The organism is Novosphingobium piscinae (assembly GCF_014230355.1).
Lineage (GTDB): Bacteria > Pseudomonadota > Alphaproteobacteria > Sphingomonadales > Sphingomonadaceae > Novosphingobium > Novosphingobium piscinae.
Genome location: NZ_JACLAX010000008.1, coordinates 15429 through 40657 on the forward strand (window position 1 = coordinate 15429; position 25229 = coordinate 40657).

Consider the following 25229-nt stretch of genomic DNA (forward strand, 5'->3'; position numbering starts at 1 on the left):
CATGGCGGATCACAGGGCTGAGCGCATCGGCGTCTATCCGGGTACGTTCGATCCGATCACCCTGGGCCATACCGACATCATCCGGCGCGGCGCCAAGCTGGTCGATCGCCTGATCATCGGCGTCACCACCAATCCGTCGAAGAACCCGATGTTCACCCCGGAAGAGCGCATGGCGATGGTCGAGCGCGAGGTTGCCGCGCTCGGGATCGAGAACGTCTCGGTGGTCGGGTTCAACGCCCTGTTGATGAAATTTGCCGAGCGGCAGGGCGCGACCGTTATCGTGCGCGGGCTGCGGGCGGTGGCCGATTTCGAGTACGAGTACCAGATGGCCGGGATGAACCAGCAGCTCAATCCGGGCATCGAGACGGTGTTCCTGATGGCCGCAGTGGAACTGCAGCCGATCGCCTCCAAGCTGGTCAAGGAGATCGCGCTGTTCGGCGGCGATATCGGCCGCTTCGTCAGCCCGGCGGTGCGCGACGATGTGCTGCAGCGCGTCGCCCGGCTGGGCCAGCTGGGCGACTATTGAGGCGGGGTGATCCCTGCGTCGCTGCCATCGGGGAGGGGGCGGGGGCGTTCATTGCCATGACAGTCTCTCCCCGCTATCCCGCCTGCCGACGGGCCCGCTGGCCGGGCCGCTTGCGTGAGTGATCGAATGAACCGCCGGACGCTGTATTCTGCCCTCTGTGTCGCCCTGGTCTGCGGGGCGGCACCGGCGCTGGCCAAGGATCCGCCGCCCGTCGCACCGCCCGTGTTGAGCGCCGCGGTCGATAACGATCCAACCCATGATCCCGACAACGTGCTGCTGCTCGACCTTTCCAACGGCGGCCGCGTGGCCATCCGCCTGGTGCCGGCCTGGGCGCCGCAGCATGTCGAGCGGATCAAGACCCTGGCCAAGAGCGGCTTCTACAACGGGATCATCTTCCACCGCGTGATCGACGGGTTCATGGCGCAGACCGGCGATCCGACCGGCACCGGCCAGGGCGGTTCGCAGCTGCCCGACCTCAAGGCCGAGTTCAACGCCATGCCGCATGTCCGCGGCACGGTCTCGATGGCCCGGACCGACCAGCCCGATACCGCCAACAGCCAGTTCTTCATCGTGTTCTACCCGCGCTTTGCGCTGGACCGGAAGTACACCAATTTCGGCCGGGTGATCGCCGGGATGAACCACGTCGACGCGGTCCAGCGCGGCGAGCCGCCCAGCAATCCCACCAAGATCCTGCAGGCCTCGCTGGCCAGCGAGAACAAGCCGCAGCTGCTGCCGCCACCGGTCTCGGCTGCGCCCAGCCTGACTGCCTCGGGGCTGTCCGGCGCGGCTCCCAGCCTGCTCGACGCACCGCGTCCCGTGAGCCCGGCCGCCGCCGCCAAGACCGCCAGGCCGGCCGCGAAGCCCGCCACTGCTGGGCGTCCGGCCGCGATCGCCGCGGGCGCCAAGCCCAAGCCCTGATCGACATACGACGTCCGTCCCATGCGGGTTGACCTGTTCGACTTCACTCTGCCGCCCGAGCGCATCGCGCTGCGCCCGGCCCGCCCGCGCGATGCGGCAAAGATGCTGTTGGTGCCCAGCGAGGGGCCGTTCGGCGATCATGGGGTACGCGATCTGCCGCGCCTGCTGACCCCCGGTGACGTGCTGGTGTTCAACGACACCAGGGTGATCCCGGCGCAGCTCGAAGGCTATCGCGGCGCGGCGCGGATCGGGGCGACCCTGCACAAGCGCGTCGACCTGCGGCGCTGGCAGGCTTTCGTGCGCAATGCCAAGCGGCTCAAGCCGGGCGATCCGATCGTCTTCCCGGCTGGGGTCGAGGCGTTGGCTGAAGCGCGCCACGATGATGGCAGCTGGACCCTGTTCTTTCCCGGTGACGAGCCGGTCGAGGTCCTGCTCGAGCGGGCCGGGACCATGCCCCTGCCGCCCTATATCGCCGGCAAGCGCGCGACCGACGAGGCCGATCGCAGCGACTACCAGACCATGTTCGCGGCCAAGGACGGGGCGGTCGCGGCGCCGACCGCGGCGCTCCACTTCACCCCGGAACTGCTCGCTGCGCTGGCCGCGGCCGGGATCGGGCACGAAACGCTGACCCTGCATGTCGGTGCGGGCACCTTCCTGCCGGTGAAGGCCGAGGACACCGACGACCATGCGATGCATGCCGAATGGGGCACGATCGACGCCGCCACCGCGGACCGCCTGAATGCGGTGCGCGCCGCGGGGCGCCGCGTGATCGCGGTGGGGACCACTTCGCTGCGGCTGCTGGAAAGCGCTGCGGGCGAGGACAAGGTGATCCGCCCCTTCGAGGGTGACACGTCGATCTTCATCACCCCCGGCTACCGCTTCCGCGCGATCGACGGGCTGATGACCAATTTCCACCTGCCCAAGAGCACGCTGTTCATGCTGGTCAGCGCGCTGATGGGGCTCGACCGCATGCAGGCCGCCTACGCTCATGCCATCGCCGCCGAGTACCGGTTCTACAGCTACGGCGATTCCAGCCTGCTCCTGCCATAAAGCGCAGTTTCGGCCACCGCGCCCTCGTCTAGCCTCATCGCAACGACGAGAAAGGGGAGCGGGCGATGATTCCGGCACATGTCCCGGCCGAGCGCGTGGTCGATTTCGACATCTTCAACCCGCCGGGTGTGGAGCGCGATTTCTTCGCGGCCTGGACCACCCTTCTGGGAGGACCGGGCCTGGTCTGGACCACGGCCAACGGCGGGCACTGGATCGCCGCCAGGGGTGAGGTGGTGCGGGCGCTGTGGAACGATGCCGAGCGTCTGTCGAACGCGTGCCTCGCGGTGACTCCCGGGCTGGGCGAGGTGATGCGGTTCATCCCGCTCCAGCTCGACGGGGCCGAGCACAAGGCGTTCCGGACCCCGGTGATGAAGGGCCTGGCCTCGCGCTTCGTGGTGGCGCTCGAGCCCAAGGTCGAGACGGCCGCGCGCGATCTGATCGAAACGCTGCGTCCGCGCGGCGGCTGCGAGTTCGTCGCCGAGTTCGCCGAGATCCTGCCGCTCAACATCTTTCTCAGCCTGATCGACGTGCCGCTGGAGGATCGCCCCCGCCTTCGTCGGCTCGGGGTGCAACTGACCCGGCCGGATGGATCGATGACGGTCGAGCAGCTCAGGCAGGCGGCCGACGACTATCTCTGGCCGTTCATCGTGGAGCGGCTGGCCCGCCCCGGTGACGATCTGTTCAGCCGGATCCTGTCCGAGCCGGTCGACGGGCGGCCATGGAGCGAGGACGAGGCGCGGCGGATGTGCCGCAACCTGCTGTTCGGCGGGCTCGACACGGTCGCGGCGATGATCGGCATGGTCGCGCTGCATCTTGCGCGGCATCCCGCGGACCAGCAGCTGTTGCGCGAGCGACCCGAGCTGATCCCGGCGGCGGCTGACGAACTGATGCGCCGCTATCCCACGGTCGCGGTCAGCCGCAATGCCGTGGCCGACGTGCCGGTGGACGGGGTGACGATCCGGGCCGGCGATCTCGTCTACCTGCCCAGCGTGCTGCACAATCTCGATCCGACCTGCTTCGAGGCGCCCGAAACGGTCCGTTTCGACCGGGGTCTTGCTCCGATCCGGCATACGACGCTGGGCGCCGGCCCGCACCGCTGCGTCGGGGCCGGGCTGGCGCGGATGGAGGTGATCGTGTTCCTGCGCGAATGGCTGGCGGGCCTGCCCGAGTTTCGGCTCGATCCCGTCCGGCCGGTGGCCATGAAGGGGGGCAATGTGGGCGCCTGCACGATCCTGCCGCTTGAATGGTAAGCCGCTGTTCGCGGGCGGCAAACAGCACGCGCAGGGTTGAGAGATGGCAAGCTATGCCGAAACGGGCGGCGACGACCGCTTCGTCGGGACAGATGACGAGGATGTGTTCACGGCCAGCAGCGCATGGGATGTTGTTGAAGGTGGAGGCGGAGTTGACGCCTTAAAGGCCGGCTACTCGGCTCAGCCGCTCGGGTGCCGCGGCGAACTTCGGCCTCGGCGCGGTCGCCACGACCGCCGCTCAGCGGTTCATCTACAACGACCGCTCGGGCGCGCTGTTCTATGACAGCGACGGCACCGGTGGGGCTGCGCAGATCCAGATCGCCCAGTTCAACGGGCGCCCGGCGCTGACGGCGGAATCGTTCGTCGTGATCTGACCGGCGGGGCAGGCGCGGGGATTCCCGGGCCTGCCTTCCCCGTGTAACGGCCGGCTAGCCGGCGAACCAGCCCCAGATGAGCTTGGTGGTCAGTGCCAGGCTGGCGGTGACCAGCAGGGGGCGGATCAGTCGGGCGCCGAACCGGGTGGCGCTGTGCGCCCCCAGCCAGGCTCCCGTCACCGCGCCCACCGCCATGCACAGCCCGAGCAGCCACATCACCTGCCCGCCCAGCGCGAACACGATAAGGCTGGCGAGGTTGCTGGTGAGGTTGAGCAGCTTGGTCAGCCCGGTCGCCCGGGTCAGGCCCAGCCCGCGCAGGCCGACCAGGCTGACCGCAAAGAACGAGCCGGTGCCCGGGCCGAAGAACCCGTCATAGAAGCCGATTCCCCCGGCAAGCGGCAGATAGGCGCGGTCGCTGATCCGGGGTTCGCCCTCGTGATCGTCCATGCGCGGCGACAGGACGGTATAGACCGCAACGCCCAGCAGCAGCACCGGGACGAGCAGCGACAGCGCGCGGGCATCGATGCGCTGGATGGTCAGGGCCCCGGCCAGCGCGCCGAGGAAGACCACCAGCACCAGCAAGCGGTTGGGCGTGAACCGGAACAGGCCGGCCCTGCGGTAGCGGTAGGCCGCCATGGTTGTCCCGCAGATCGACTGCAGCTTGTTGGTGCCCAGCGCGATGTGCGGCGGCAGCCCGGCAAACAGCAATGTGGGCATCATGATCAGCCCGCCGCCGCCAGCGATCGAATCGATGAATCCGGCGACCACGGCGACGCCGGTCAATCCCGCATAGAGCCAAGGTTCGATCATTTGCGCCCCATCGCGTTTCCTCCTAAGGCGCGCAACGCCCCATGACCCGCTTTTCCTTCACCCTTCACGCCACCGATGGCAAGGCCCGCACCGGTACGATCCGGATGAAACGCGGGGAGATCCGCACCCCGGCGTTCATGCCGGTGGGCACCGCGGCCACCGTCAAGGCGATGAAGCCGGAGGCGGTGCGCGCAACCGGAGCGGACATCATCCTGGGGAACACCTATCACCTGATGCTGCGCCCCGGCGCCGAACGGGTGGCCCGACTGGGCGGGCTGCACCGCTTCATGAACTGGCCGCGTCCGATCCTGACCGACAGCGGCGGCTATCAGGTGATGTCGCTCTCGGACCTGCGCAAGATCACCGAGGAGGGGGTGACCTTCGCCAGCCATCTCGACGGGTCGCGCCACCTGCTCACGCCGGAACGGTCGATGGAGATCCAGCGCCTGCTCGGCTCGGACATCGTCATGGCCTTCGACGAATGCCCGCGCGCCGATCGCCCGCGCGACGAGATCGCGCGGTCGATGGAGATGTCGATGCGCTGGGCCCGGCGGAGCCGCGACGGTTTCGATTCAGGGGGGCAGCACGCCGCGGACGCCGCGCTGTTCGGCATCCAGCAGGGCGCGCTCGACGAGGAGCTGCGGCGCCACTCCGCCGAGGCCCTGACCGACATCGGTTTCGATGGCTATGCGATTGGCGGGCTTGCTGTCGGCGAAGGCCAGGAGGCGATGTTCGCCACGCTCGACTTCGCCCCGCAGCAGCTCCCGGTGGACCGGCCGCGCTACCTGATGGGCGTGGGCAAGCCCGACGATCTGGTCGGCGCGGTCGAGCGCGGCGTGGACATGTTCGACTGCGTCCTGCCCAGCCGATCCGGGCGCAACGGCCAGGGCTTCACCTGGGCCGGTCCGGTCAACCTGCGCAACGCCCGCCATGCCGAAGATACCGGCCCGCTCGATCCGCGCTGCACCTGCGCGACCTGCGGCACCTACAGCCGCGCCTATCTGCATCACCTGCACAAGTCAGGCGAAATCCTGGGCGCGGTGCTGCTCACCGAACACAACCTGGCGTTCTACCAGCAGCTCATGCAGGCCATGCGCGAGGCGATCGCGGCGGGGACCTTCGCCGCCTTCGCCGCCCGCTTCCGCGCCGATTACCGCAAGGGCTGAACCTCTGGCCCGGCTTCGGCCACTTCCAGCCGGGTTTCGCGATAGGCGCAGAACTCTCCGCTCCGCTCGGCAAGAAAGCCCGCGCCGATCTCGCAGGCGTGGCGCTGCGCGGTGGCGAGGTCGGGATACCATTTGCCCGCGCGGTGCGGGGTGATGAAGCGATAGAGCTGCATATCGGGTCAAGGCCTGTCCGGCAGGGTTGTTCCCACCGCGGCCGCCCTTGGCGCCGGATTGTGAAACCTGTGCGACAGGATCAGCCCGACAATTCCGACCCGCTGACGCAATAAGGGCGGCCACGCGGGCCGCCCTTCGTATCGGTGTCCTGGCGGACGCCGGATCAGCGCGAGTAGAACTCGACCACCAGATTCGGTTCCATCTTCACCGGATAGGGCACCTCGTCGAGCGTCGGCACGCGCACGAAGGTCACCTTCTCGGTGCCGTCGGCGGCGACGTAGTCGGGGATCTCGCGCTCGGGCAGCGACTGCGCCTCGGCGATCAGCGCCATTTCCTTGGCCTTGGCGCCCAGGCTGATCACGTCACCCGGACGGACGCGGCGCGAGGCGATGTTGCACTTCACGCCGTTGACGCGGATGTGGCCGTGCGAGACGATCTGGCGCGCTGAGAAGATGGTCGGCGCGAACTTGGCGCGATAGACCACCATGTCGAGGCGCTGCTCGAGCAGGCCGATCAGGTTCTGGCCGGTGTCGCCCTTCATCCGCGAGGCTTCCTGGTAGGTCGCCTTGAACTGCTTCTCGGTGACATCGCCGTAGTAGCCCTTGAGCTTCTGCTTGGCGCGCAGCTGGATGCCGAAGTCCGAGAGCTTGCCCTTGCGGCGCTGGCCATGCTGGCCCGGGCCGTAGGAGCGGCGGTTGACCGAGCTCTTCGGGCGGCCCCAGATGTTTTCGCCGAGACGACGGTCGATCTTGTACTTGGAAGCGTGACGCTTCGACATGCTTGGCTCTTTCCAACTTGCGTGGCCGGGCAATGGCGCCCCGCCTTCAGGTCCCGGACCCGCAACATCCGGCCTGTTGCCGGATGCGACCACCGCTTCACCGGGAATGCGGGGTCAATCGCGAAGGCGCGCCCTTGACCGGCCGGGCGCGGAAAGTCAACCCTCTTCGGGCTCCGTCGGGGGTGTCCCGCCATCCCCGGCCGGCTCGATGCGGCGCTCGAGCGCCGAGAGCACGCCCCGCATCGTGCGCACTTCAAGGTGGTTCCAGCCCGGCTTGGTCAGCATGTTGCGCAAGGTGCGCCGCGTGGCGGCAGCCCGGCTGGGCGGCCGGAAATAGCCGCGCGGCTCGAGCAGGGCCTCGAACTGCGCGATCATTCCCTCCAGTTCGTCCTGCGGGGCCGGGGGCAGCAGTTCCTCGACGGTCGGCTGGACCAGCGCGGCCCCCTTGGACCATTCGTAGGCGCAGAGGATCACGGCCTGGGCGAGGTTGAGCGAGCCGAACTCGGGATTGATCGGCACGGTGATGATGGCCCGCGCCAGTGCGACGTCATCGGTTTCCAGCCCCGAGCGTTCTGGCCCGAACACGAAGGCCGATCGCCCGGGCTGGCCATGGACCTCGGCCGAGGCCTCGGCGGGGGTGAGCACGGGCTTCGTGACCCCGCGCTTGCGCACCGTGGTGGCATAGACGTGGGCGCAGTCGGCCACCGCCTCGGCGAGAGTTTCGAACACCGCAGCCCGTTCGAGCACGACGTCGGCCCCGGCCGCGGCCGGACCGGCCGAGGGATTGGGCCAGCCGTCGCGCGGGCTCACCAGGCGCAGCTCGGTCAGTCCGAAATTGAGCATGGCCCGCGCGGCCTTGCCGATGTTCTCGCCCAGTTGGGGGCGAACCAGCACGATCACCGGCCGGGCAGGGGCAGGGGTGGTGCTCATGCCCCGCCCAGCTCCCGGACGCTGCTGGCGAACTGTTCAAAATCCCGCGCCTCACTGAAGTCGCGGTAAACGCTGGCGAAGCGGATATAGGCCACGCTGTCGAGCTGGCGCAGCCCATCCATCACCATTTCCCCGATCGTCTGGGTTGAAACTTCCGTTTCGCCCAGCGTCTCGACCTGGCGCTGGATGCCGGACACCAGGCGATCGATCCGCTCCTGCGAGACGTTGCGCTTGCGGCAGGCCAGCGTGACCGACTGCTCGATCTTGCCGCGGTCGAACGGCTCACGCGCGGCGTTGGACTTCACCACCAGGATCTCGCGCAGCTGCACGCGCTCGAAGGTGGTGAAGCGGGCGCCACAGCCCTCGCACTGGCGCCGCCGCCGGATCGCGGCATTGTCCTCGGCAGGGCGCGAGTCCTTTACCTGCGATGTCTCATGGGCACAGAACGGACAGCGCATTCAGCCTCAGCGCTTGATCCGGCCATAGAGCGCGAAGGCGCCGCCGGCGATCAGTCCGAGCGGCAGCGAGACCACCGGGAGCAGCGCGCCGGCCACGGCCCCCACCCCCATGCCGATCAGCACGGGCTTGGTCGAAGGATGGGCCATGCCCTCCTTGGCCATGCCCGAGATCTCGGTCTTGGCGGCATCCAGCAGATTGTTCGCATCGCTCATCGCGGGGCTCCTTGGTCGGTCCGTCCTCTGGCTGCCCTGTTCACAGCGTCGGGTAAATGGGGAACTTTGCGCACAGCGCCTCGACCCGCGCGGCAACCGACGCTTCAACCTGGGCATCTCCCTCGTCGCCGTTCTTGCGCAGCCCGTCGACCACCTCGGCGATCAGTTCCCCGATCAGCGTGAATTCGGCCGTTCCGAACCCGCGGGTGGTGCCGGCCGGCGTGCCGAGGCGGATGCCCGAGGTGACGAAGGGCTTCTCGGGATCGTTGGGGATCGCGTTCTTGTTGCAGGTGATCGCGGCCCGGTCGAGCGCATGCTCCGCATGCTTGCCCTTTGCGCCGTAGGGTCGCAGATCGACCAGCATCAGGTGATTGTCGGTCCCGCCGGAAACGATGCCGAGGCCCTGGGCCTGGAGGCTGGCGGCCAGGGCCTTCGCATTGTCGGCGATGGCCTGGGCATAGACCTTGAATTCCGGCGTCATCGCCTCGGCGAAGGCGACGGCCTTGGCGGCGATGATGTGCATCAGCGGGCCGCCCTGCATGCCGGGAAAGATCGCGGTGTTGATCTTCTTGGCGATCGCCTCGTCATTGGTGAGCACGATGCCCGAGCGCGGACCGCGCAGCGACTTGTGCGTGGTGGTGGTGGTGACATGGGCATGCGGTACCGGCGAGGGGTGAACGCCGCCGGCGACCAGACCCGAGATGTGGCTCATGTCGGCCAGCAGGTAGGCGCCCACCTCATCGGCGATCTCGCGGAACCGGGCCCAGTCCCAGAAGCGCGAGTAGGCGGTACCGCCGCAGATGATCAGCTTGGGCTTGGTCTCGCGCGCGATGCGGGCGACATCGTCCATGTCGATCTGGTGATCGTCGGGGCGCACGCCATAGGGGATCGGCTTGAACCACTTGCCGCTCATGTTGACCGGCGAACCGTGGGTCAGGTGGCCACCTGCGGCCAGGTCCAGCCCCATGAAGCTGTCACCGGGCTGGAGCAGGGCCAGGAACACCGCCTGGTTCATCTGGCTGCCCGAGTTGGGCTGGACGTTGGCGAACCGGGCGCCGAACAGGGCCTTGGCGCGCTCGATCGCCAGGGTCTCGATCTCGTCGACGTATTCGCAGCCACCGTAGTAGCGCTTGCCCGGATAGCCCTCGGCGTACTTGTTGGTGAGGATCGATCCGGCCGCTTCGAGCACTGCGCGCGAGCAGATGTTCTCGCTCGCGATCAGCTCGATCTTGTCGCGCTGGCGACCGAGTTCCTTGCCGATCCAGGCAGCGATGGCCGGATCCTGCTGGGTGAGGCCGGCGGTGAAGAAGCCTTCGGGCGTTACGGCGTTCATCGGTAGGTCCCTGTGTTCGAAGCGCGGGAGGTCAGAGCGCGGGGGTGGTCAGCTTGGCGACGCGGCCGGCATGGCGGCCACCGCCGAAGCTGGTGGTGAGAAAGGCGTCGAGGCAGGCCTTGGCCATGTCCACTCCGGTCAGCCGGGCGCCCATCGCGATGCAGTTCGCATCGTTGTGTTCCCGCGCGAGGGCGGCCGACAGCGGCTCGGAGACGAGCGCGCAGCGGCACCCGGGATGGCGGTTCACCGCGATGGAGATGCCAATGCCCGACCCGCACAACGCCACGCCGAACCGGGCGGTGCCATCGGCCACCACGGCGGCCAGGCGATAGCCGAAGTCGGGATAGTCAACCCGGTCGGTGGTATCGGGGCCGAGGTCGGCAACCTCGTGGCCCAGCCCGATCAGGTATTCGCGCAGCTCGGCCTTGAGCTCCACGGCGGCATGGTCGGAGGCGATGGCGATGCGCAAGACTTCACCTGCTGGACTGGCGACGGAATCGACGTGAGCGCCCCTTAGGCGCGTGCGGCGGCGAAGGCCAGACCCCCATCGGGCATGTCCCCAGCCGGCCGGTCAGGAGCCGGTGGTCGGCTTCGGCGGGTTCTTGCTGAAGTGCTCGACCAGCTCGCGCGTCAGGGTCTCGCGCATGCGCTCGATCTGGGGCTGCAGCTCGCGGATGTAATCCTGGTTGGCCGCGGCAAAGGCCGGGTCGGCGAGGATCGCCGAGCTGCGCAGGAAGAAATGGCTGCCGACCGGGGTCTTCACGAAAGTCAGGAGTTCTTCGAGCTCGGGCACCGAGAACTCACGCGCATAGCCCTTGGCATAGGCATCCATGAAGGCCGGGATGTGCCGGTCGATGATCGGTTTGCTCGCCGCCACGAACCGGTCCATGTTGCGGTCCATGATCGCCTTGGCGGCCGGGTCGTTGTTGAACCGCGCCATGGTGACCCCGCGGATCTGGCTGGTCATCGCATCGACCGCGCCGAAGAACATCGCCGCGCGCTTGTCTTCGGGATAGCCGATCCGGACGACTTCGCGCGCCAGCGCGAGGGCCTTGCCGTCATCCGCCGCCGCAGGCGCGGGCGCGGATGAGGCGGTCTGGGCCAGCGCCGCGGCGCCCGGCGCCAGCAGCGCGGCCAGAACCAGGACCGTGTGCGCGAAGAAGGGGGGGCGCGGCACCGTCACTGATCCAGGAACGAGCGCATCTTGCGACTGCGGCTCGGATGCTTGAGCTTGCGCAAGGCCTTGGCCTCGATCTGGCGGATGCGTTCGCGCGTCACCGAGAACTGCTGGCCGACTTCCTCCAGCGTGTGATCGGTGTTCATGCCGATGCCGAACCGCATGCGCAGCACGCGCTCCTCGCGCGGGGTCAGGCTGGCCAGGACGCGGGTGACCGTTTCCTTGAGGTTGGCCTGGATCGCCGCGTCCACCGGGATGATCGCGTTCTTGTCCTCGATGAAATCACCCAGGTGGCTGTCTTCCTCGTCGCCGATCGGGGTTTCGAGGCTGATCGGCTCCTTGGCGATCTTCATCACCTTGCGCACCTTCTCCAGCGGCATGGAGAGGCGCTCGGCCATTTCCTCGGGCGTCGGCTCGCGGCCCTGTTCGTGCAGGAACTGGCGGCTGGTGCGGACCAGCTTGTTGATCGTCTCGATCATGTGCACCGGGATGCGGATGGTCCGCGCCTGATCGGCGATCGAGCGGGTGATCGCCTGCCGGATCCACCAGGTGGCATAGGTGCTGAACTTGTAGCCGCGCCGATACTCGAACTTGTCGACCGCCTTCATCAGGCCGATGTTGCCTTCCTGGATCAGGTCGAGGAATTGCAGGCCGCGGTTGGTGTACTTTTTGGCGATCGAGATGACGAGCCGCAGGTTGGCCTCGACCATTTCCTTCTTGGCGATGCGCGCCTCGCGCTCGCCCTTCTGGACCATGTTCACGATCCGGCGGAACTCGGTCAGGCTCATGCCCGTCGCGGCGGCGATGTCGGCCACCTCGGCGCGGATGCGCTCGACCCCGGTCGCCTCGGCGGCAGCGAAGGCCGCCCACTTCTTGTCCCGGCCGGCATTGACCTGCAGCCAGTTCTCGTCGAGCTCGTGGCCCATGTAGGCGTCGAGGAAATCCTTGCGGTTGACCTTGTGACGCTCGGCCAGGCGCAGCATCTGCCCGCCCAGCGTCGTCAGCCGGCGGTTGAAGGCATAGAGGTTGTCGACCAGATACTCGATCTTGGTCGCGTGGAACTGCACGCTCTCGACCTGCGCGGTGAGGTCCTCGCGCAGCTGCTGGTAGCGCTTTTCCTTGGCGTCGGGGAACAGCCCGCCCGAGCCGAGCACATCGAGGCGCTCGGCCTGGATCTTCTCGAATTCGCGGAACAATGCCGTGATTTCGGCGAAACGCTCTAGCGCGGCCGGCTTGAGCTGCGCTTCCATCTGGGCGAGGCTGAGGGTGTTGTCCTCCTCCTCTTCCTCGACCGGACGACGGGCACGGCGCTCAATGCCGTCCTCATCCTCCTCGTCGGCGGACTCTTCTTCCTCGACCTCGTCCTCTTCCTTGAACGAGGGGCCGGCGGTGGCTTCGCTGATCTCGCCGTCGCCGTCCTCGCCGTCCTCGGACAGGTTTTCGGGCTGCGGCTCCTTCGAGAGCATCGCGTCCAGATCCAGGATCTCGCGCAGCTGCATCTCGCCGGCGTTCAGCGCCTCGGACCACTGGATGATCGCGTGGAAGGTGATCGGGCTATCGCAGAGCCCGAGGATCATGGTGTCGCGACCGGCCTCGATCCGCTTGGCAATGGCGATCTCGCCTTCGCGGCTGAGCAGCTCGACCGCGCCCATCTCGCGCAGGTACATCCGCACGGGATCGTCGGTGCGGTCGACCGTTTCCTTCTTCTTCTCGGCGACCGGACGGTCGCCGACAGAGTCGGCGTCCTCGACATCGTCGACCGGCGGCTCATCGGGATCGACCGCGTCCTCGTCGGTCTCGACGATGTTCACGCCCATTTCCGAGATCGCGGCCATGATGTCCTCGATCTGCTCGGATGACATCTGGTCCTGCGGCAGCGCTTCGTTCAGCTCGTCATAGGTGATCACGCCGCGGCGCTTGGCGCGGGCGATCAGCTTCTTGACCGAGGCATCATTGAGATCGATCAGCGGGGCATCGCCGCCATTGTCGGTGCCGGTAAGTTCTTCGTCCATTGGTCCGCCATATGGATGCGGGCCCGGCGTCGGGGCCGCAATCGGTTGTCCGTATCTTGTGCCGGATTATACCGCAGACCGGGCCATGCCTGATCCCTACGGCAAATTCCAGTATTCGTTTGGGGCAATCCGCGATCACCCGTCAAAAAGTTCATGCCGCGGGCCGGCCCGGCACCGCTCAACCGCGCATCAGCGCCTTGAGGCGATTGTCCAGCTCATCGCGCCGGGCCCGCAGGCGGCCCTGCTCCTCGATATCGAACCGCTCGGTCGCTGCGGCAATCGCCGCATCCAGCGCCGGTCCTTCCACCAGCACGCCGATCGCGGCGGTCAGGCATTCGTCGGCCCAGTCCGGGGGGCAGCTGTCCTGCAGGAACGGATAGGGGATGTTGCCGCAGTCCGCCGCGCTGGGCAGGGTCATGTTCCGTTGCGCCAATGTGGTGGCAATATGATGGGTTTCAAGGGCTTGTCCCTGTTCGGCGGCATCGAGCAGCGCGTCGAGCAGGGGGGCAAGCGGCGAGCGCGGCAGATCGCTGCGCAGCAGGGCCTCGGCATGGCGCGCGATCAGCTGCGGCCAGCGGGCCAGGCCGAGCAGCACCGCAGCGCCCAGCGCCTGGCGCTGTCCGCCCGCGCCGCGCTGGACGAAGCGCATCGTCGCCTCGGCCGGGGGCAGGGGCGGCGGATTGCGCCACGATCCCGGCCGCCCGCCGCGTGCGGGACCGCGCCCGCCCGGCTGCGCCCGCCATTCGCTGCTGCCCTCCCGCCGGGGGAAGGCGTGGTCGGAGAAGCGCTCGAGCAGCTCGCGCCGGTACAGCGCGCGGATGTCGGGATCGCCGATCGTCTCGACATGGGCGAGCAGGCGGGCCTTGAGCCCGGCCTTGTCCTCCGGGGTGGCCAGGGGCAGGGCATCGCGCTCGTGCTCCCACAGCGTATCGATCAGCGGCTGCGCGGCGCCGAGCAGGGCCTCGAACGCGGCGGGTCCCTGCTGCCTGAGCAGGTCGTCGGGATCGAGCCCGGCAGGCAGGCGCACGATCCGCAGCGAATGGGCCGGCTTGAGCAGCGGCAGCGCCCGGGTCACCGCGCGCAGCGCCGCGCGCTGCCCGGCCGCGTCGCCGTCGAAGCAGAGGGTCGGGGTTTCCACCATGCGCCAGAGCAGCGTCAGCTGGTGCTCGGTGAGGGCCGTGCCGAGCGGCGCCACCGCCTCGGTGAAGCCCGCCGCGGCGAGAGCGATCACGTCCATGTAGCCTTCGACCACGATCATCCGGCCCGTCTGGCGCGAGGCGGGACCGGCGCGATGCAGGTTGTAGAGCGTGCGGCCCTTGTCGAACAGCGGTGTGTCGGGAGAGTTCAGGTACTTGGGCGCATCGGTCTTGCTCTTGTCGAGGATCCGTCCGCCAAACCCGATCACCCGGCCGCGCGCATCCTCGATCGGCAGCATCAGCCGGCCGCGGAAGCGGTCATAGGGCTCGCGCTCCTCGACCGCGATGCGCAGGCCCGCCTCGATCAGCTTGTCCTCGGGGAATCGGCCCAGGGCCGCCTTCAGCGCCTGCCGGCCTTCGGGCGCATAGCCGAAGCCGAAGCGCTGGACGGTGTGAGGGTCGAACCCGCGCGTCGCCAGGTAGGCGCGGGCCTTCTCGCCCTCGGGCCCGGCCAGCTGCGCGACGAACCAGTCCTGCGCGGCCCTGGTCACGTCATGCAGGCTGTCCCGCTGCTCGGCCTGCTTCGCGGCGCGCGGGTCTGGCGCAGGGACCTCCATCCCGGCCTCGGCGGCAAGCTCCTTCACCGCATCCATGAAGGCGAGCCCGCGCTGGTCGGTCATCCAGCGGATCACGTCGCCATGCGCGCCGCAGCCGAAGCAGTGGTAGAAGCCCTTGGCATCGTTGACCGTGAAGCTGGGCGACTTCTCGTTGTGGAACGGGCAGCAGGCCTTGAACTCGTGCCCGGCCTTCTGCAGCCGCGTCGTCCGCCCGATCACGCTGGAGAGCGTGATGCGCGATCGCAGTTCGTCGAGCCATTGGGGGGAGAGCATCAGATACTTCCGCGGGAGCGGAGCGACCTGCTCCATAAACTCCCCTCCCGCCTGCGGGAGGGGCCGGGGGAGGGCCTGTTGTCCAAAGCTTCCCCGATCCGCATCAATACCGCTTCGATGTTCTCCATCACCTCGTTATTCCAAAACCGGATCACACGGTATCCCTGCGCTTCTAGAAACTGCGTCCGCCGGAGATCGTAATCCAGCACATGCGCGTGATGTCCGCCGTCCAACTCGACAATCAAGCGCTGCTCCCGACAGGCGAAGTCACAGATAAATTGACCGACCGGAAACTGCCTGTTGAACCTTTTTCCCCTTAGTTGCCGGTTGCGCAGCTGCTGCCACAGCCGCCTTTCGGCCTCAGTGGTATTCCGGCGCAGTTCACGCGAACGGGCTGTTGGGCGACTGTAGCCCTTGTCATTGGCGCGGAACCAATCGTTGTCCAACAGGCCCTCCCCCGGCCCCTCCCGCCAGCGGGAGGGGAGAATGCGGTGCCCCGGCCGCGCGGGACGCTTACGACAAAGCCGCCTTCACCAGCCCCGACGCCTTGCCCATGTCGAGCTGGCTGCCATGCCGCGCCTTCAGCTCGGCCACCACCTTGCCCATGTCCTTCATGCTCGAAGCGCCCAGCTCGGCCTTGATCGCCTCGATCGCGGCCTTCACCGCATCTTCGTCCATCTGCTGGGGGAGGAATTCCTCGATCACGGCCAGTTCGGCCTTTTCGACATCGGCCAGTTCCTGCCGGCCGCCCTGTTCGTAGAGGGTGATCGATTCCCGCCGCTGCTTGGCCATCTTCTGCAGCACGTCGACGACGACCACGTCGTCGTCGGGCACGGCGCTGGCCGTGCGCAGTTCGATGTCCTTGTCCTTCAGCTTGGCCAGAATCAGGCGCACCGCGGCGAGCCGCGGCTTGTCCCCAGCCTTCATCGCCGCAACCTGCGCGGCCTTGATCGAATCGCGGAGCATGCTTCCCCCGGAAATGCGTGGATATGCGCGAAGAGCCGCGCGGATGGCCTCTCCCTAGCCGCAATTTCCGGATATTCCTAGGTTGACGGGACGGGGTCGGGGGTCTAGCGGCCGGGCCTTAGCACCCATTGCCAGACCCTTGCCTACGGAGCGCCACCCCATGGCCGACGCCGCCTCTTCGCACGCCCAACCTTCCGCCGGGCAGCAACCGAAAGGCGCCACCGGTGTCCTCGTGCTGGCCGATGGCACGCTGGTCTGGGGCAAGGGCTTCGGCGCTGTCGGCGAGGCCGTGGGCGAAGTCTGCTTCAACACCGCGATGACCGGCTACCAGGAGGTGATGACCGACCCCTCCTACGCCGGGCAGATCGTGACCTTCACCTTCCCGCATATCGGCAACGTCGGCTGCAACGACGAGGACCTGGAGAGCAAGGTCGACGGCGCTGTCGGCTGCGTGGTGCGCGAAGACGTGACCGTGCCGAGCAACTTCCGCTCGCGTGAGGAGTTCACCCGCTGGCTGGCCGCCAAGGGCAAGATCGGCCTCGCCGGGATCGACACCCGCGCGCTGACCCGCCGTATCCGTCTGTCCGGCGCGCCGAACGCGGTGATCGCGCATCACCCCGAAGGCCGGTTCGACCTGCCGGCCCTGCTCAAGCGGGCGCAGGCCTGGCCGGGCCTGGAAGGGATGGACCTGGCCCGCGTGGTCAGCCGAGAGAAGCAGGAGGGCTGGGAAGGGGGCGTGTGGACGCTGGGGCAGGGCTATGCCCGCTCGCCGCGTGATGCCCGTCCGCACGTGGTCGCGATCGACTATGGCGCGAAGGACAACATCTTCAGAAACCTGGTGAAGGCCGGCGCGCAAGTGACGGTGGTTCCGGCCCAGACCCCGCTCGAGACGATCCTTGCGCTCGAACCGGCGGGCGTGTTCCTGTCGAACGGACCGGGCGATCCGGCCGCGACCGGCGCCTATGCCGTGCCGACGATCAAGGCGCTGCTGGACCGGGACGTGCCGGTCTTCGGCATCTGCCTCGGCCACCAGATGCTCGGCCTGGCCGCCGGGGCCACCACGATCAAGATGCAGCAGGGCCACCGCGGCGCCAACCACCCGGTCAAGCGGCTGGCGGACGGCGTGGTCGAGATCACCTCGATGAACCACGGCTTCGCGGTCGACAATTCCGCGCTGCCCGACACGCTCGAGGAAACCCACGTCTCGCTGTTCGACGGCTCCAACTGCGGGATCGCGGTAAAGGGCAAGCGCGCCTTCGGCGTGCAATACCACCCAGAGGCGAGCCCGGGGCCGATGGACAGCTTCTACCTATTCGAGAAGTTCGTGGGGATGCTCCAGCGATGAACGTGCGTCCGTTCACCGCCAGCACCTTCACCCGATACCAAGGCTGACCCATGCCCAAACGCACTGACATCTCCTCGATCCTCGTCATCGGCGCCGGCCCGATCATCATCGGCCAGGCCTGCGAGTTCGACTATTCCGGCACCCAGGCGATCAAGGCGCTGAAGGAGGAGGGCTACCGGGTGATCCTGGTGAACTCCAACCCGGCCACGATCATGACCGATCCGGAGTTCGCCGACGCGACCTATGTCGAGCCGATCACCCCCGAGGTAGTCGCCAAGATCATCGAGAAGGAGCGCCCTGACGCGGTCCTGCCGACGATGGGCGGACAGACCGCGCTGAACACCGCGCTGGCGCTGTTCAACGATGGTACGCTGGAGAAGTTCGGCGTGACCATGATCGGCGCCGATGCCGATGCGATCGACAAGGCCGAGGACCGCCAGCGCTTCCGCGAGGCGATGGACAAGATCGGGCTGGAAAGCGCCCGCTCCGGGGTCGCACACACGGTGGAAGAGGCCTACAAGGTGCTTGAACGCACCGGCCTGCCTTCGATCATCCGTCCCAGCTTCACCCTGGGCGGCACCGGCGGCGGCGTCGCCTACAACAAGGCCGAGTTCGAGGCGATCGTGAAGAGCGGGCTCGAGGCCTCGCCCACCACGGAAGTCCTGATCGAGGAATCGCTCCTCGGCTGGAAGGAATACGAGATGGAGGTCGTCCGGGACCGGAACGATAATGCCATCATCATCTGTTCGATCGAGAACGTCGATCCGATGGGGGTCCACACCGGCGATTCCATCACCGTCGCCCCGGCGCTGACCCTGACCGACAAGGAATACCAGATCATGCGCTCGGCGAGCATCGCCGTGCTGCGCGAGATCGGGGTGGAGACCGGCGGGTCCAACGTGCAGTTCGCGGTCAATCCCAAGGACGGCCGCCTGATCGTCATCGAGATGAACCCGCGCGTCTCGCGCTCCTCGGCGCTGGCCTCGAAGGCCACCGGCTTCCCGATCGCCCGCGTCGCCGCCAAGCTGGCGGTGGGCTACACCCTGGACGAGCTGACCAACGAGATCACCGGGGCCACGCCCGCCAGCTTCGAACCGACGATTGACTATGTCGTCACCAAGATCCCGCGCTTCGCCTTCGAGAAGTTCAAGGGCGCGCAGCCGCTGCTCTCCACCGCGATGAAATCGGTGGGCGAGGTCATGGCGATCGGCCGCAACATCAAGGAATCGATGCAGAAGGCCCTGCGCGGGCTGGAGACCGGGCTCGACGGGTTCAACCGTGTGCTCGAGCTGGAGGGCGCTAGCCGCGACGAGATCACCGCGGCGCTGGCCAAGCAGACTCCAGACCGGCTGCTCAACGTGGCCCAGGCGTTCCGCGAGGGGTTCACGGTGGAGGACGTCCACGCGATCACCCATTTCGATCCCTGGTTCCTGCGCCACATCCACGAGATCATCGCCGAGGAGGCGAACATCCTGGAGAACGGGCTGCCGCTGGATGCCGAGGGGCTGCGCCGCCTGAAGGCCATGGGCTTCTCGGACCGCCGGCTGGCCACCCTGGCGGTGCGGTCGGTCCATGTCGCGGGCGGGCTGGGCGAGACCCAGGCGCGGCGCTCGGGCCTGCTCCACGATGCGCTCAAGGGCCTGGCCGGCGCGACCAGCGAGGCCGAGGTGCGCGAACTGCGCGAGAAACTGGGCGTGCGCCCGGTGTTCAAGCGGATCGACAGCTGCGCCGCCGAGTTCGAGGCCGTCACGCCCTACATGTACTCCACCTACGAGGCGCCGAGCTTCGGCGAAGCGGAGTGCGAGGCGCGCCCGTCGGACCGCACCAAGGTGGTGATCCTGGGCGGCGGTCCCAACCGCATCGGGCAGGGGATCGAGTTCGACTACTGCTGCGTCCACGCCTGCTTCGCCCTCGAGGAAGCCGGCTACGAGACCATCATGGTCAACTGCAACCCCGAGACGGTCTCGACCGACTATGACACCTCGGACCGCCTCTACTTCGAGCCGCTGACCGCCGAGGACGTGCTCGAGATCCTGCGCGTCGAGCAGTCGAACGGCACCCTGCTGGGCGTGATCGTGCAGTTCGGCGGGCAGACCCCACTCAAGCTGGCCCAGGCGCTGGAGGATGCGGGCATCCCGATCCTGGGCACGTCGCCCGACGCGATCGACCTGGCCGAGGACCGCGAGCGCTTCGCCGCCCTGGTCGAGAAGCTGGGCCTCAAGCAGCCGCTCAACGGCATCGCCCGCAGCCGCGACGAGGCGGTCGCCGTGGCGAGCCGGATCGGCTACCCGGTGCTGATGCGCCCCAGCTATGTGCTCGGCGGCCGGGCGATGGAGATCGTCGACAGCCAGCAGCAGCTGGATGACTACATCACCACCGCCGTGCAGGTCTCGGGCGACAGCCCGGTGCTGATCGACCAGTACCTGCGCGACGCGATCGAGTGCGATGTCGATGCGCTGTGCGACGGCGAGCGCGTGGTGATCGCCGGCGTGATGCAGCACATCGAGGAAGCCGGGATCCATTCGGGCGACAGCGCCTGCACCCTGCCACCCTACAGCTTGCCGGCCGAGGTCGTGCGCGAAATGGAGCGCCAGGCCGAGGCGCTGGCCCTGGCGCTGGGCGTCAAGGGCCTGATGAACGTCCAGTTCGCGGTCAAGGACGGGGTGGTCTACCTGATCGAGGTGAACCCGCGCGCCAGCCGCACCGTGCCCTTCGTCGCCAAGGCGATCGGCCAGCCGATCGCCAAGATCGCCGCCCGCGTGATGGCGGGCGAACCGCTGACCAACTTCCCGCCGATCAAGCGCGACCTGCCCTATATGGCGGTGAAGGAGGCGGTGTTCCCCTTCGCGCGCTTCCCCGGGGTGGACCCGGTCCTCTCGCCCGAGATGAAATCGACCGGCGAGGTCATGGGGCTCGATCTCGATTTCGCCACGGCCTTCGCCAAGGCGCAGCTTGGCGCCGGGGTGCGCCTGCCCGATAGCGGACTGGTGTTCGTCTCGGTCAAGGATACCGACAAGCCGGCGATCCTCCCGGCCGCCCGCAAGCTGGTCGCGCTGGGTTTCACCCTGGTCGCGACCGGCGGGACCGAGCGCTATCTGGCCGAGGCCGGGGTGCCTGTGCAGCGGATCAACAAGGTGGCCGAAGGCCGGCCGCACATCGTCGACCGGATCGTCGATGGCGACGTCGCGCTGATCTTCAACACCACCGAGGGGTGGCAGAGCCTGAAGGACTCCCAGTCGATCCGCATGGCCGCGCTGGGTGGGCGGGTGCCCTACTTCACCACGGCCGCCGGCAGTGTCGCCGCGGTCGAGGCGATCGGGTCGCTGCGCGGCGCGCAACTTGAAGTGCGCTCGCTTCAGTCCTATTATGCCTGAACCAATCGCGTTTTCTCCCAACCGCGTCGGTCCCGTTTGTCCGTCTGGCGCATTGATCGCGCAGGGCGGAACGGGGAAGCCGTCGCCAGCGGACGCCTAAAGGAACGAACAGGGATGGCGAGTGTCGAAAAGCTGCCGATGCTGGCGGAGGGCTATGAGCGGCTCATCGCCGAGCTGAAGGCGCTGCGCGAGGAACGGCCCAAGATCGTCGATGCGATCGAGGAGGCCCGCGCCCATGGTGACCTGTCTGAGAACGCCGAGTATCACGCAGCCAAGGAGCGGCAGGGCCAGGTCGAGGCGTCGATAGCCGACCTGGAGGACAAGGTCAGCCGCGCCAACATCATCGATCCGACTTCGCTGTCGGGCGACCGGATCGTGTTCGGTGCCACGGTGACCTTGCTCGACGATGACGACAAGCCCGTGCGCTACCAGATCGTCGGCCCCTACGAGGCCGATGCCAAGATGGGCCGGATCAGCTACAATTCGCCGCTCGGCCGCGCCCTGATCGGGCGCCGGGTGGACGACGAGGTCGAGGTCACGGTGCCCTCGGGCGATCGCTGCTATCTGGTGCAGAAGATCGAGTTCATCTGAACCGGCCTGCCTGGCAACCAAAAGGGGCGCCGCGTCATCGACGCGGCGCCCCTTTGCGGTTGTCCGGCTGGCGGCAGCCCGCTCAGCTGGCGGGCTCGTCGGGCTCGAGCAGCTTGTGGAGATGGACGATCACGTACTTCATCTCGGCATCGTCGACGGTGCGCTGGGCGCAGCCGCGCCAGGCTTCCTGCGCCTCGGCGAAGGAGCCATAGACGCCCACCAGATCGAGGTTGGCGAGATCGACAAATTCGAGGCCCTGCGGGTCAGCGACCCGGCCACCCATGACAAGGTGCAGTTTGCTCATGCGGTTTGGTTTCCCGGGGAGAGAGGATGGGAGACCTGCTCCCTAACCGCTCACCCCCACGCAACGCAAGCGTCAGTGGCGCAGCTGCGAGGTCAGGCGGATCACCTGGCGCGCCAGGCCCTCGGCCGAATGGCGCAGGCTGGCCACGGCCTGTTCGGCCGTCTCGGCGGCCTTGCCGCCATAGGTTCCGGCCTTGTCGCCGGCGGCCTCGATCAGGTCACCGGCCCGCTCGCCCACCACGCTGGCCACCTTGCCGCCGGCTTCGGCCGCGGTACCGGCAGCCTCGCCGACACCGTCGATCGCCTTGCGGGCATAGCTGAGCCCCACTTCGCCTGCCACCGCGGCAAGGGCCCCGACGGTCTTCGACAAGCGGCCCGAGCGCGGCAGCAGCGAGCCGATCACGACCCCCGCGACGATCCCGCCGGCGATCAGCGCGAAGGGATAGTCCAGCGCCAGCGCGCGCACCCCCTCGGGCGGCGCCGGCTCGGCCGCGCTATCTGCGGCGGGGTTGTCTGCGGCGCGGCTGTCGCCGCTCCGGCCGCCTTCGCGGTTACCCTTGGTCTTGTCGCTCACAGCTTGGCCTTTCTGGATGTCCACTCACGGAAACGCTGCCACGCAGCGCGCGGTTCCCCCTGATCGAGCCGGGTGGCCAAGCTCCGGCCAACGCGGACCAGGGGTGCCCGCAGCACCCACAGCGCCAGCAGCGCCGCCGTGCCCACAACCACCCAGCGCGATTCCCGCGCCACGGCGATGGTCTCTTCCGCCGCGCCTTTGACGCGGGTGACGGCATCGTGGCGCACCCGTGCGCCCACGCTTTGCCCCGCCAGCGCGGCCTCGATCGCGGACAGCCGCTCCTGCACGGCGCCCAGGGTGGCCTCGCGGGCGGCGCGGGCCTCGGCCAGCTCATCCAGCGGGGCGTTCATGGCGCCGCATCCCGGCCTGGGGAGACCGCAGCCAGCGTTTGCCGCCACGCCCTGACGGCGCCGCGCAGACACAGCAGCCCGGTCAGCGCCAGGCCCCCGGCGACGATCGCAGTCGCCCCCAGGGCCGACACCAGCGGGGTGAGCGCGATGAGCAGTCCCACGGTCAGGGCGACCAGCGCGAACACCGCAAACACGAAGGCAAACAGGCCAAGCAGCGCCAGGCGCCGCACCCCGCCGCCGACCACCCGGAGCCGGGCCTGCTGGAACGCCAGCTCGGCCTCGGCATAGGCCCTGGCCTCGCCGGCGAGCTGGCGCAGGTCGTCGAGCAGCGGGGCGACTCCCTCGGGGGTGGGATCGCCAGGCGCTTTGTCGTCGGCGTCATCTGGCGCCGCCCGGGTCTGGTCGTTGGTCATTCTGGAGGACACGCCGCGGCGGTTCGTGCGGTCAATCGTCCGTCTTCGCCGATCCCCGGAACAGGCGCGAGACCAGGAACCCGAAGGCTGCCGCGATCCCGACCGCCAGGGCAGGGCTCTTGCGGACAAACGCGCGGGCATCCTCGCCCAGTTCGCCCAGATCCTTGGCCTCGAGCTTGGCGGCGGTCTCGTCCAGCGAGCGTGCGGCCGAGCGGGCGTAGTCGCCATACTTGGCGCCCAGCTTCTCGTCGATCACCGGTGCGTTTTCGGCCACCAGCTTGGACACGGTGGCGATTCCATCGACCGCACGGACCTTGCCTTCCTTGGCCAGCGCCGCGGCCTTTTCCTTGGCCTGGGCGGCAGCGGCCTTGGCATCCTCGATCAGCGCCTCGCCCTGACCGACGACCTTCTCGCGGTAGGCGCCCGCGGTATCCTGCACCTGCGTGGAGAGCGCTGTGGCGCCGGCCTTGGCCTCTTCGATCGCCTTGGCAAACTTCGCCTTGGGATCGGGCGTGGCGGCGGCCGGGGTCGATTCGACCGGGGCGGCGGCCTTGGGGGCCCGGGGCTTGCGGGCGGGCTTGGCTTTGGCGGGGGTGACAGTGCTATCGGCCATGGTTCGTCCTAGAGTTGGGAGGGCCGCGGCGGCCACTCGGTGACTATGTGGGGCGCGGTGAGGGCCATGCAAGGGTGCAAAGCCGCCCAGGGACCCGGGTTTGGCAGCATGATGCGCCAACGTGGCTTGCCTGCCAAGGTTCCATCGGCCAAGGGGCGTGCAATCACAGCCCGCAACCAGCCAGGAGCCGGAGAATGACCGCCATCATCGATATCCACGGCCGCGAGATCCTCGACAGCCGCGGCAACCCGACCGTCGAAGTCGACGTGCTGTTGGACGATGGCAGCTTCGGCCGCGCCGCCGTCCCGTCGGGCGCCTCGACCGGAGCGCACGAGGCGGTCGAGCTGCGCGATGGCGACAAGAGCCGCTATCTCGGCAAGGGCGTGCTCAAGGCGGTCGACGCGGTCAACGGCGAGATCAGCGAGACCCTGCTGGGCCTCGATGCCGAGGACCAGCGCGACATCGACCTGGCGCTGATCGCGCTGGACGGCACCGAGAACAAGGCGCGGCTTGGCGCCAATGCCATCCTCGGTACCTCGCTGGCGATCGCCAAGGCCGCCGCAGCGGCCCGCGGACTGCCGCTTTACGCCTATGTCGGGGGCGTTTCGGCCCATGTCCTGCCGGTGCCGATGATGAACATCATCAACGGTGGCGAGCATGCCGACAACCCGATCGACTTCCAGGAATTCATGGTCATGCCGGTCGGTGCCAGCTCGCTGGCCGAGGCCGTGCGCTGGGGCGCCGAGATCTTCCACACGCTGAAGAAGGGCCTGCACGAGAAGGGCCTGGCCACGGCGGTGGGCGACGAGGGCGGCTTTGCCCCGAACCTGGCCAGCACCCGCGCTGCGCTGGATTTCATCATGGCCTCGATCGAGAAGGCCGGGTTCAAGGCCGGCAGCGAGGTCAAGCTGGCGCTCGACTGTGCCTCGACCGAGTTCTTCAAGAACGGCAAGTACGAGATCAGCGGCGAGGGACTGTCGCTCTCGCCCGTCCAGTTCGCCGACTACCTGGCCGACCTGACCACCGCCTACCCGATCATCTCGATCGAAGACGGCATGAGCGAGGATGATTTCGAGGGCTGGAAGGCGCTTACCGACAAGATCGGTCACAAGGTCCAGCTGGTCGGGGACGATCTGTTCGTCACCAATCCCAAGCGCCTGACCATGGGCATCGAGATGGGCCTGGCCAATTCGCTGCTGGTCAAGGTCAACCAGATCGGCTCGCTCACCGAGACGCTCGAGGCGGTCAGCATCGCCCAGCGCAACGGCTACACCGCCGTGATGTCGCACCGCTCGGGCGAGACCGAGGACGCGACCATCGCCGACCTCGCGGTCGCCACCAACTGCGGCCAGATCAAGACCGGCTCGCTTGCCCGGTCGGACCGGCTCGCGAAGTACAACCAGCTGATCCGCATCGAGGAAGAGCTGGGTTCCGCGGCAGTCTACGCCGGACCGGCGGCGTTCGGCCGGCTGGGCTGAGCACACCCACCGGCGGGGGGCGCCCCC

At 68.1% G+C, this 25229-nt stretch carries 27 protein-coding genes; 9 read left to right on the forward strand and 18 right to left on the reverse strand.

Going from position 1 to position 25229, the window contains the following annotated elements; all coding sequences use genetic code 11:
* The first annotated feature begins 1 nt into the window (after window position 1).
* The 4 genes from coaD (at window position 2) to H7F53_RS09495 (ending at window position 3744) form a co-directional block, all read left to right on the forward strand.
* Window positions 2-526, forward strand: coding sequence for a pantetheine-phosphate adenylyltransferase (gene coaD / locus H7F53_RS09480; protein ID WP_185679241.1), 525 nt, complete (start codon window positions 2-4; stop codon window positions 524-526).
* 126 nt (window positions 527-652) lie between these two features.
* Complete coding sequence (locus tag H7F53_RS09485) at window positions 653-1444, forward strand: peptidylprolyl isomerase (RefSeq protein WP_185679242.1); 792 nt, start codon at window positions 653-655, stop codon at window positions 1442-1444.
* 21 nt (window positions 1445-1465) lie between these two features.
* Window positions 1466-2494: a tRNA preQ1(34) S-adenosylmethionine ribosyltransferase-isomerase QueA gene (gene queA, locus H7F53_RS09490; protein WP_185679243.1), complete on the forward strand. Its 1029-nt coding sequence runs from the start codon at window positions 1466-1468 to the stop codon at window positions 2492-2494.
* Window positions 2495-2559: 65 nt separating this feature from the next.
* On the forward strand, window positions 2560-3744 hold the full coding sequence (locus H7F53_RS09495; protein ID WP_185679244.1) for a cytochrome P450: 1185 nt from the start codon (window positions 2560-2562) through the stop codon (window positions 3742-3744).
* Window positions 3745-4172: 428 nt separating this feature from the next.
* On the opposite strand, the gene H7F53_RS09500 is transcribed toward H7F53_RS09495, so the two are convergent.
* Window positions 4173-4928 (reverse strand): TSUP family transporter, encoded by a 756-nt coding sequence (locus H7F53_RS09500; RefSeq protein WP_185679245.1) that lies wholly within the window; start codon window positions 4926-4928, stop codon window positions 4173-4175.
* Window positions 4929-4969: 41 nt separating this feature from the next.
* Here H7F53_RS09500 and tgt point away from each other — a divergent pair, with 41 nt between their 5' ends.
* Window positions 4970-6094, forward strand: coding sequence for a tRNA guanosine(34) transglycosylase Tgt (tgt, locus tag H7F53_RS09505; protein ID WP_185679246.1), 1125 nt, complete (start codon window positions 4970-4972; stop codon window positions 6092-6094).
* On the opposite strand, the gene H7F53_RS09510 is transcribed toward tgt, so the two are convergent.
* From H7F53_RS09510 to H7F53_RS09565, 12 genes are all read right to left on the reverse strand, one after another.
* Window positions 6079-6267 carry a hypothetical protein gene (locus H7F53_RS09510; protein ID WP_185679247.1) on the reverse strand — a complete coding sequence of 63 codons (189 nt, stop codon included), beginning with the start codon at window positions 6265-6267 and terminating at the stop codon, window positions 6079-6081. The two genes, tgt and H7F53_RS09510, sit on opposite strands and share 16 nt — an antisense overlap.
* A gap of 164 nt (window positions 6268-6431) precedes the next feature.
* Complete coding sequence (gene rpsD / locus H7F53_RS09515; protein ID WP_185679248.1) at window positions 6432-7046, reverse strand: 30S ribosomal protein S4; 615 nt, start codon at window positions 7044-7046, stop codon at window positions 6432-6434.
* Window positions 7047-7202: 156 nt separating this feature from the next.
* The gene (locus H7F53_RS09520; RefSeq protein ID WP_185679249.1) at window positions 7203-7976 is read right to left on the reverse strand and encodes an RNA methyltransferase; all 774 of its coding nucleotides are present in this window, start codon (window positions 7974-7976) and stop codon (window positions 7203-7205) included.
* A complete protein-coding gene (nrdR, locus tag H7F53_RS09525; RefSeq protein WP_185679250.1) occupies window positions 7973-8434 on the reverse strand; it encodes a transcriptional regulator NrdR in 462 nt (153 codons plus the stop codon). The genes H7F53_RS09520 and nrdR overlap by 4 nt, the downstream gene beginning before the upstream one ends.
* Window positions 8435-8440: 6 nt before the next feature.
* Window positions 8441-8647: a hypothetical protein gene (locus tag H7F53_RS09530; RefSeq protein ID WP_185679251.1), complete on the reverse strand. Its 207-nt coding sequence runs from the start codon at window positions 8645-8647 to the stop codon at window positions 8441-8443.
* Between the two features lie 40 nt (window positions 8648-8687).
* Window positions 8688-9980, reverse strand: coding sequence for a serine hydroxymethyltransferase (glyA, locus tag H7F53_RS09535; protein ID WP_185679252.1), 1293 nt, complete (start codon window positions 9978-9980; stop codon window positions 8688-8690).
* Between the two features lie 31 nt (window positions 9981-10011).
* Complete coding sequence (gene rpiB / locus H7F53_RS09540) at window positions 10012-10449, reverse strand: ribose 5-phosphate isomerase B (protein WP_185679253.1); 438 nt, start codon at window positions 10447-10449, stop codon at window positions 10012-10014.
* A gap of 102 nt (window positions 10450-10551) precedes the next feature.
* The gene (locus H7F53_RS17905; RefSeq protein ID WP_185679254.1) at window positions 10552-11157 is read right to left on the reverse strand and encodes a DUF2059 domain-containing protein; all 606 of its coding nucleotides are present in this window, start codon (window positions 11155-11157) and stop codon (window positions 10552-10554) included.
* A 2-nt stretch (window positions 11158-11159) separates the two neighbouring features.
* On the reverse strand, window positions 11160-13169 hold the full coding sequence (gene rpoD, locus H7F53_RS09550) for an RNA polymerase sigma factor RpoD (protein WP_185679255.1): 2010 nt from the start codon (window positions 13167-13169) through the stop codon (window positions 11160-11162).
* A 178-nt stretch (window positions 13170-13347) separates the two neighbouring features.
* Window positions 13348-15195, reverse strand: a complete 1848-nt coding sequence (dnaG, locus tag H7F53_RS09555) for a DNA primase (RefSeq protein WP_185679256.1) — start codon at window positions 15193-15195, stop codon at window positions 13348-13350.
* Window positions 15195-15641 carry an endonuclease domain-containing protein gene (locus H7F53_RS09560; RefSeq protein WP_185679257.1) on the reverse strand — a complete coding sequence of 149 codons (447 nt, stop codon included), beginning with the start codon at window positions 15639-15641 and terminating at the stop codon, window positions 15195-15197. Before H7F53_RS09560 ends, dnaG begins: the two co-directional genes overlap by 1 nt.
* Before the next feature lie 67 nt (window positions 15642-15708).
* On the reverse strand, window positions 15709-16161 hold the full coding sequence (locus H7F53_RS09565) for a GatB/YqeY domain-containing protein (protein WP_185679258.1): 453 nt from the start codon (window positions 16159-16161) through the stop codon (window positions 15709-15711).
* A gap of 160 nt (window positions 16162-16321) precedes the next feature.
* Between H7F53_RS09565 and carA the strand changes: the two genes are divergently transcribed.
* The 3 genes from carA to greA all read left to right on the forward strand — a co-directional run bounded on the left by carA (window position 16322) and on the right by greA (window position 21471).
* Window positions 16322-17506 (forward strand): glutamine-hydrolyzing carbamoyl-phosphate synthase small subunit, encoded by a 1185-nt coding sequence (gene carA / locus H7F53_RS09570; protein WP_185679259.1) that lies wholly within the window; start codon window positions 16322-16324, stop codon window positions 17504-17506.
* A 50-nt stretch (window positions 17507-17556) separates the two neighbouring features.
* Window positions 17557-20880, forward strand: coding sequence for a carbamoyl-phosphate synthase large subunit (carB, locus tag H7F53_RS09575; protein WP_185679260.1), 3324 nt, complete (start codon window positions 17557-17559; stop codon window positions 20878-20880).
* Window positions 20881-20994: 114 nt separating this feature from the next.
* Window positions 20995-21471, forward strand: coding sequence for a transcription elongation factor GreA (gene greA, locus H7F53_RS09580; protein WP_185679261.1), 477 nt, complete (start codon window positions 20995-20997; stop codon window positions 21469-21471).
* An 82-nt stretch (window positions 21472-21553) separates the two neighbouring features.
* Here the strand turns inward: greA and H7F53_RS09585 are convergent, their stop codons facing one another.
* From H7F53_RS09585 to H7F53_RS09605, 5 genes are all read right to left on the reverse strand, one after another.
* The gene (locus H7F53_RS09585; RefSeq protein WP_185679262.1) at window positions 21554-21775 is read right to left on the reverse strand and encodes a DUF4170 domain-containing protein; all 222 of its coding nucleotides are present in this window, start codon (window positions 21773-21775) and stop codon (window positions 21554-21556) included.
* 72 nt (window positions 21776-21847) lie between these two features.
* The gene (locus tag H7F53_RS09590) at window positions 21848-22348 is read right to left on the reverse strand and encodes a hypothetical protein (protein ID WP_185679263.1); all 501 of its coding nucleotides are present in this window, start codon (window positions 22346-22348) and stop codon (window positions 21848-21850) included.
* Window positions 22345-22698 carry a hypothetical protein gene (locus tag H7F53_RS09595; protein WP_185679264.1) on the reverse strand — a complete coding sequence of 118 codons (354 nt, stop codon included), beginning with the start codon at window positions 22696-22698 and terminating at the stop codon, window positions 22345-22347. Before H7F53_RS09595 ends, H7F53_RS09590 begins: the two co-directional genes overlap by 4 nt.
* Window positions 22695-23111: a phage holin family protein gene (locus tag H7F53_RS09600; protein ID WP_185679265.1), complete on the reverse strand. Its 417-nt coding sequence runs from the start codon at window positions 23109-23111 to the stop codon at window positions 22695-22697. Before H7F53_RS09600 ends, H7F53_RS09595 begins: the two co-directional genes overlap by 4 nt.
* 31 nt (window positions 23112-23142) lie before the next feature.
* On the reverse strand, window positions 23143-23724 hold the full coding sequence (locus H7F53_RS09605; RefSeq protein ID WP_185679266.1) for a hypothetical protein: 582 nt from the start codon (window positions 23722-23724) through the stop codon (window positions 23143-23145).
* A 194-nt stretch (window positions 23725-23918) separates the two neighbouring features.
* Here H7F53_RS09605 and eno point away from each other — a divergent pair, with 194 nt between their 5' ends.
* A complete protein-coding gene (gene eno / locus H7F53_RS09610) occupies window positions 23919-25202 on the forward strand; it encodes a phosphopyruvate hydratase (protein ID WP_185679267.1) in 1284 nt (427 codons plus the stop codon).
* Window positions 25203-25229: the final 27 nt, after the last annotated feature.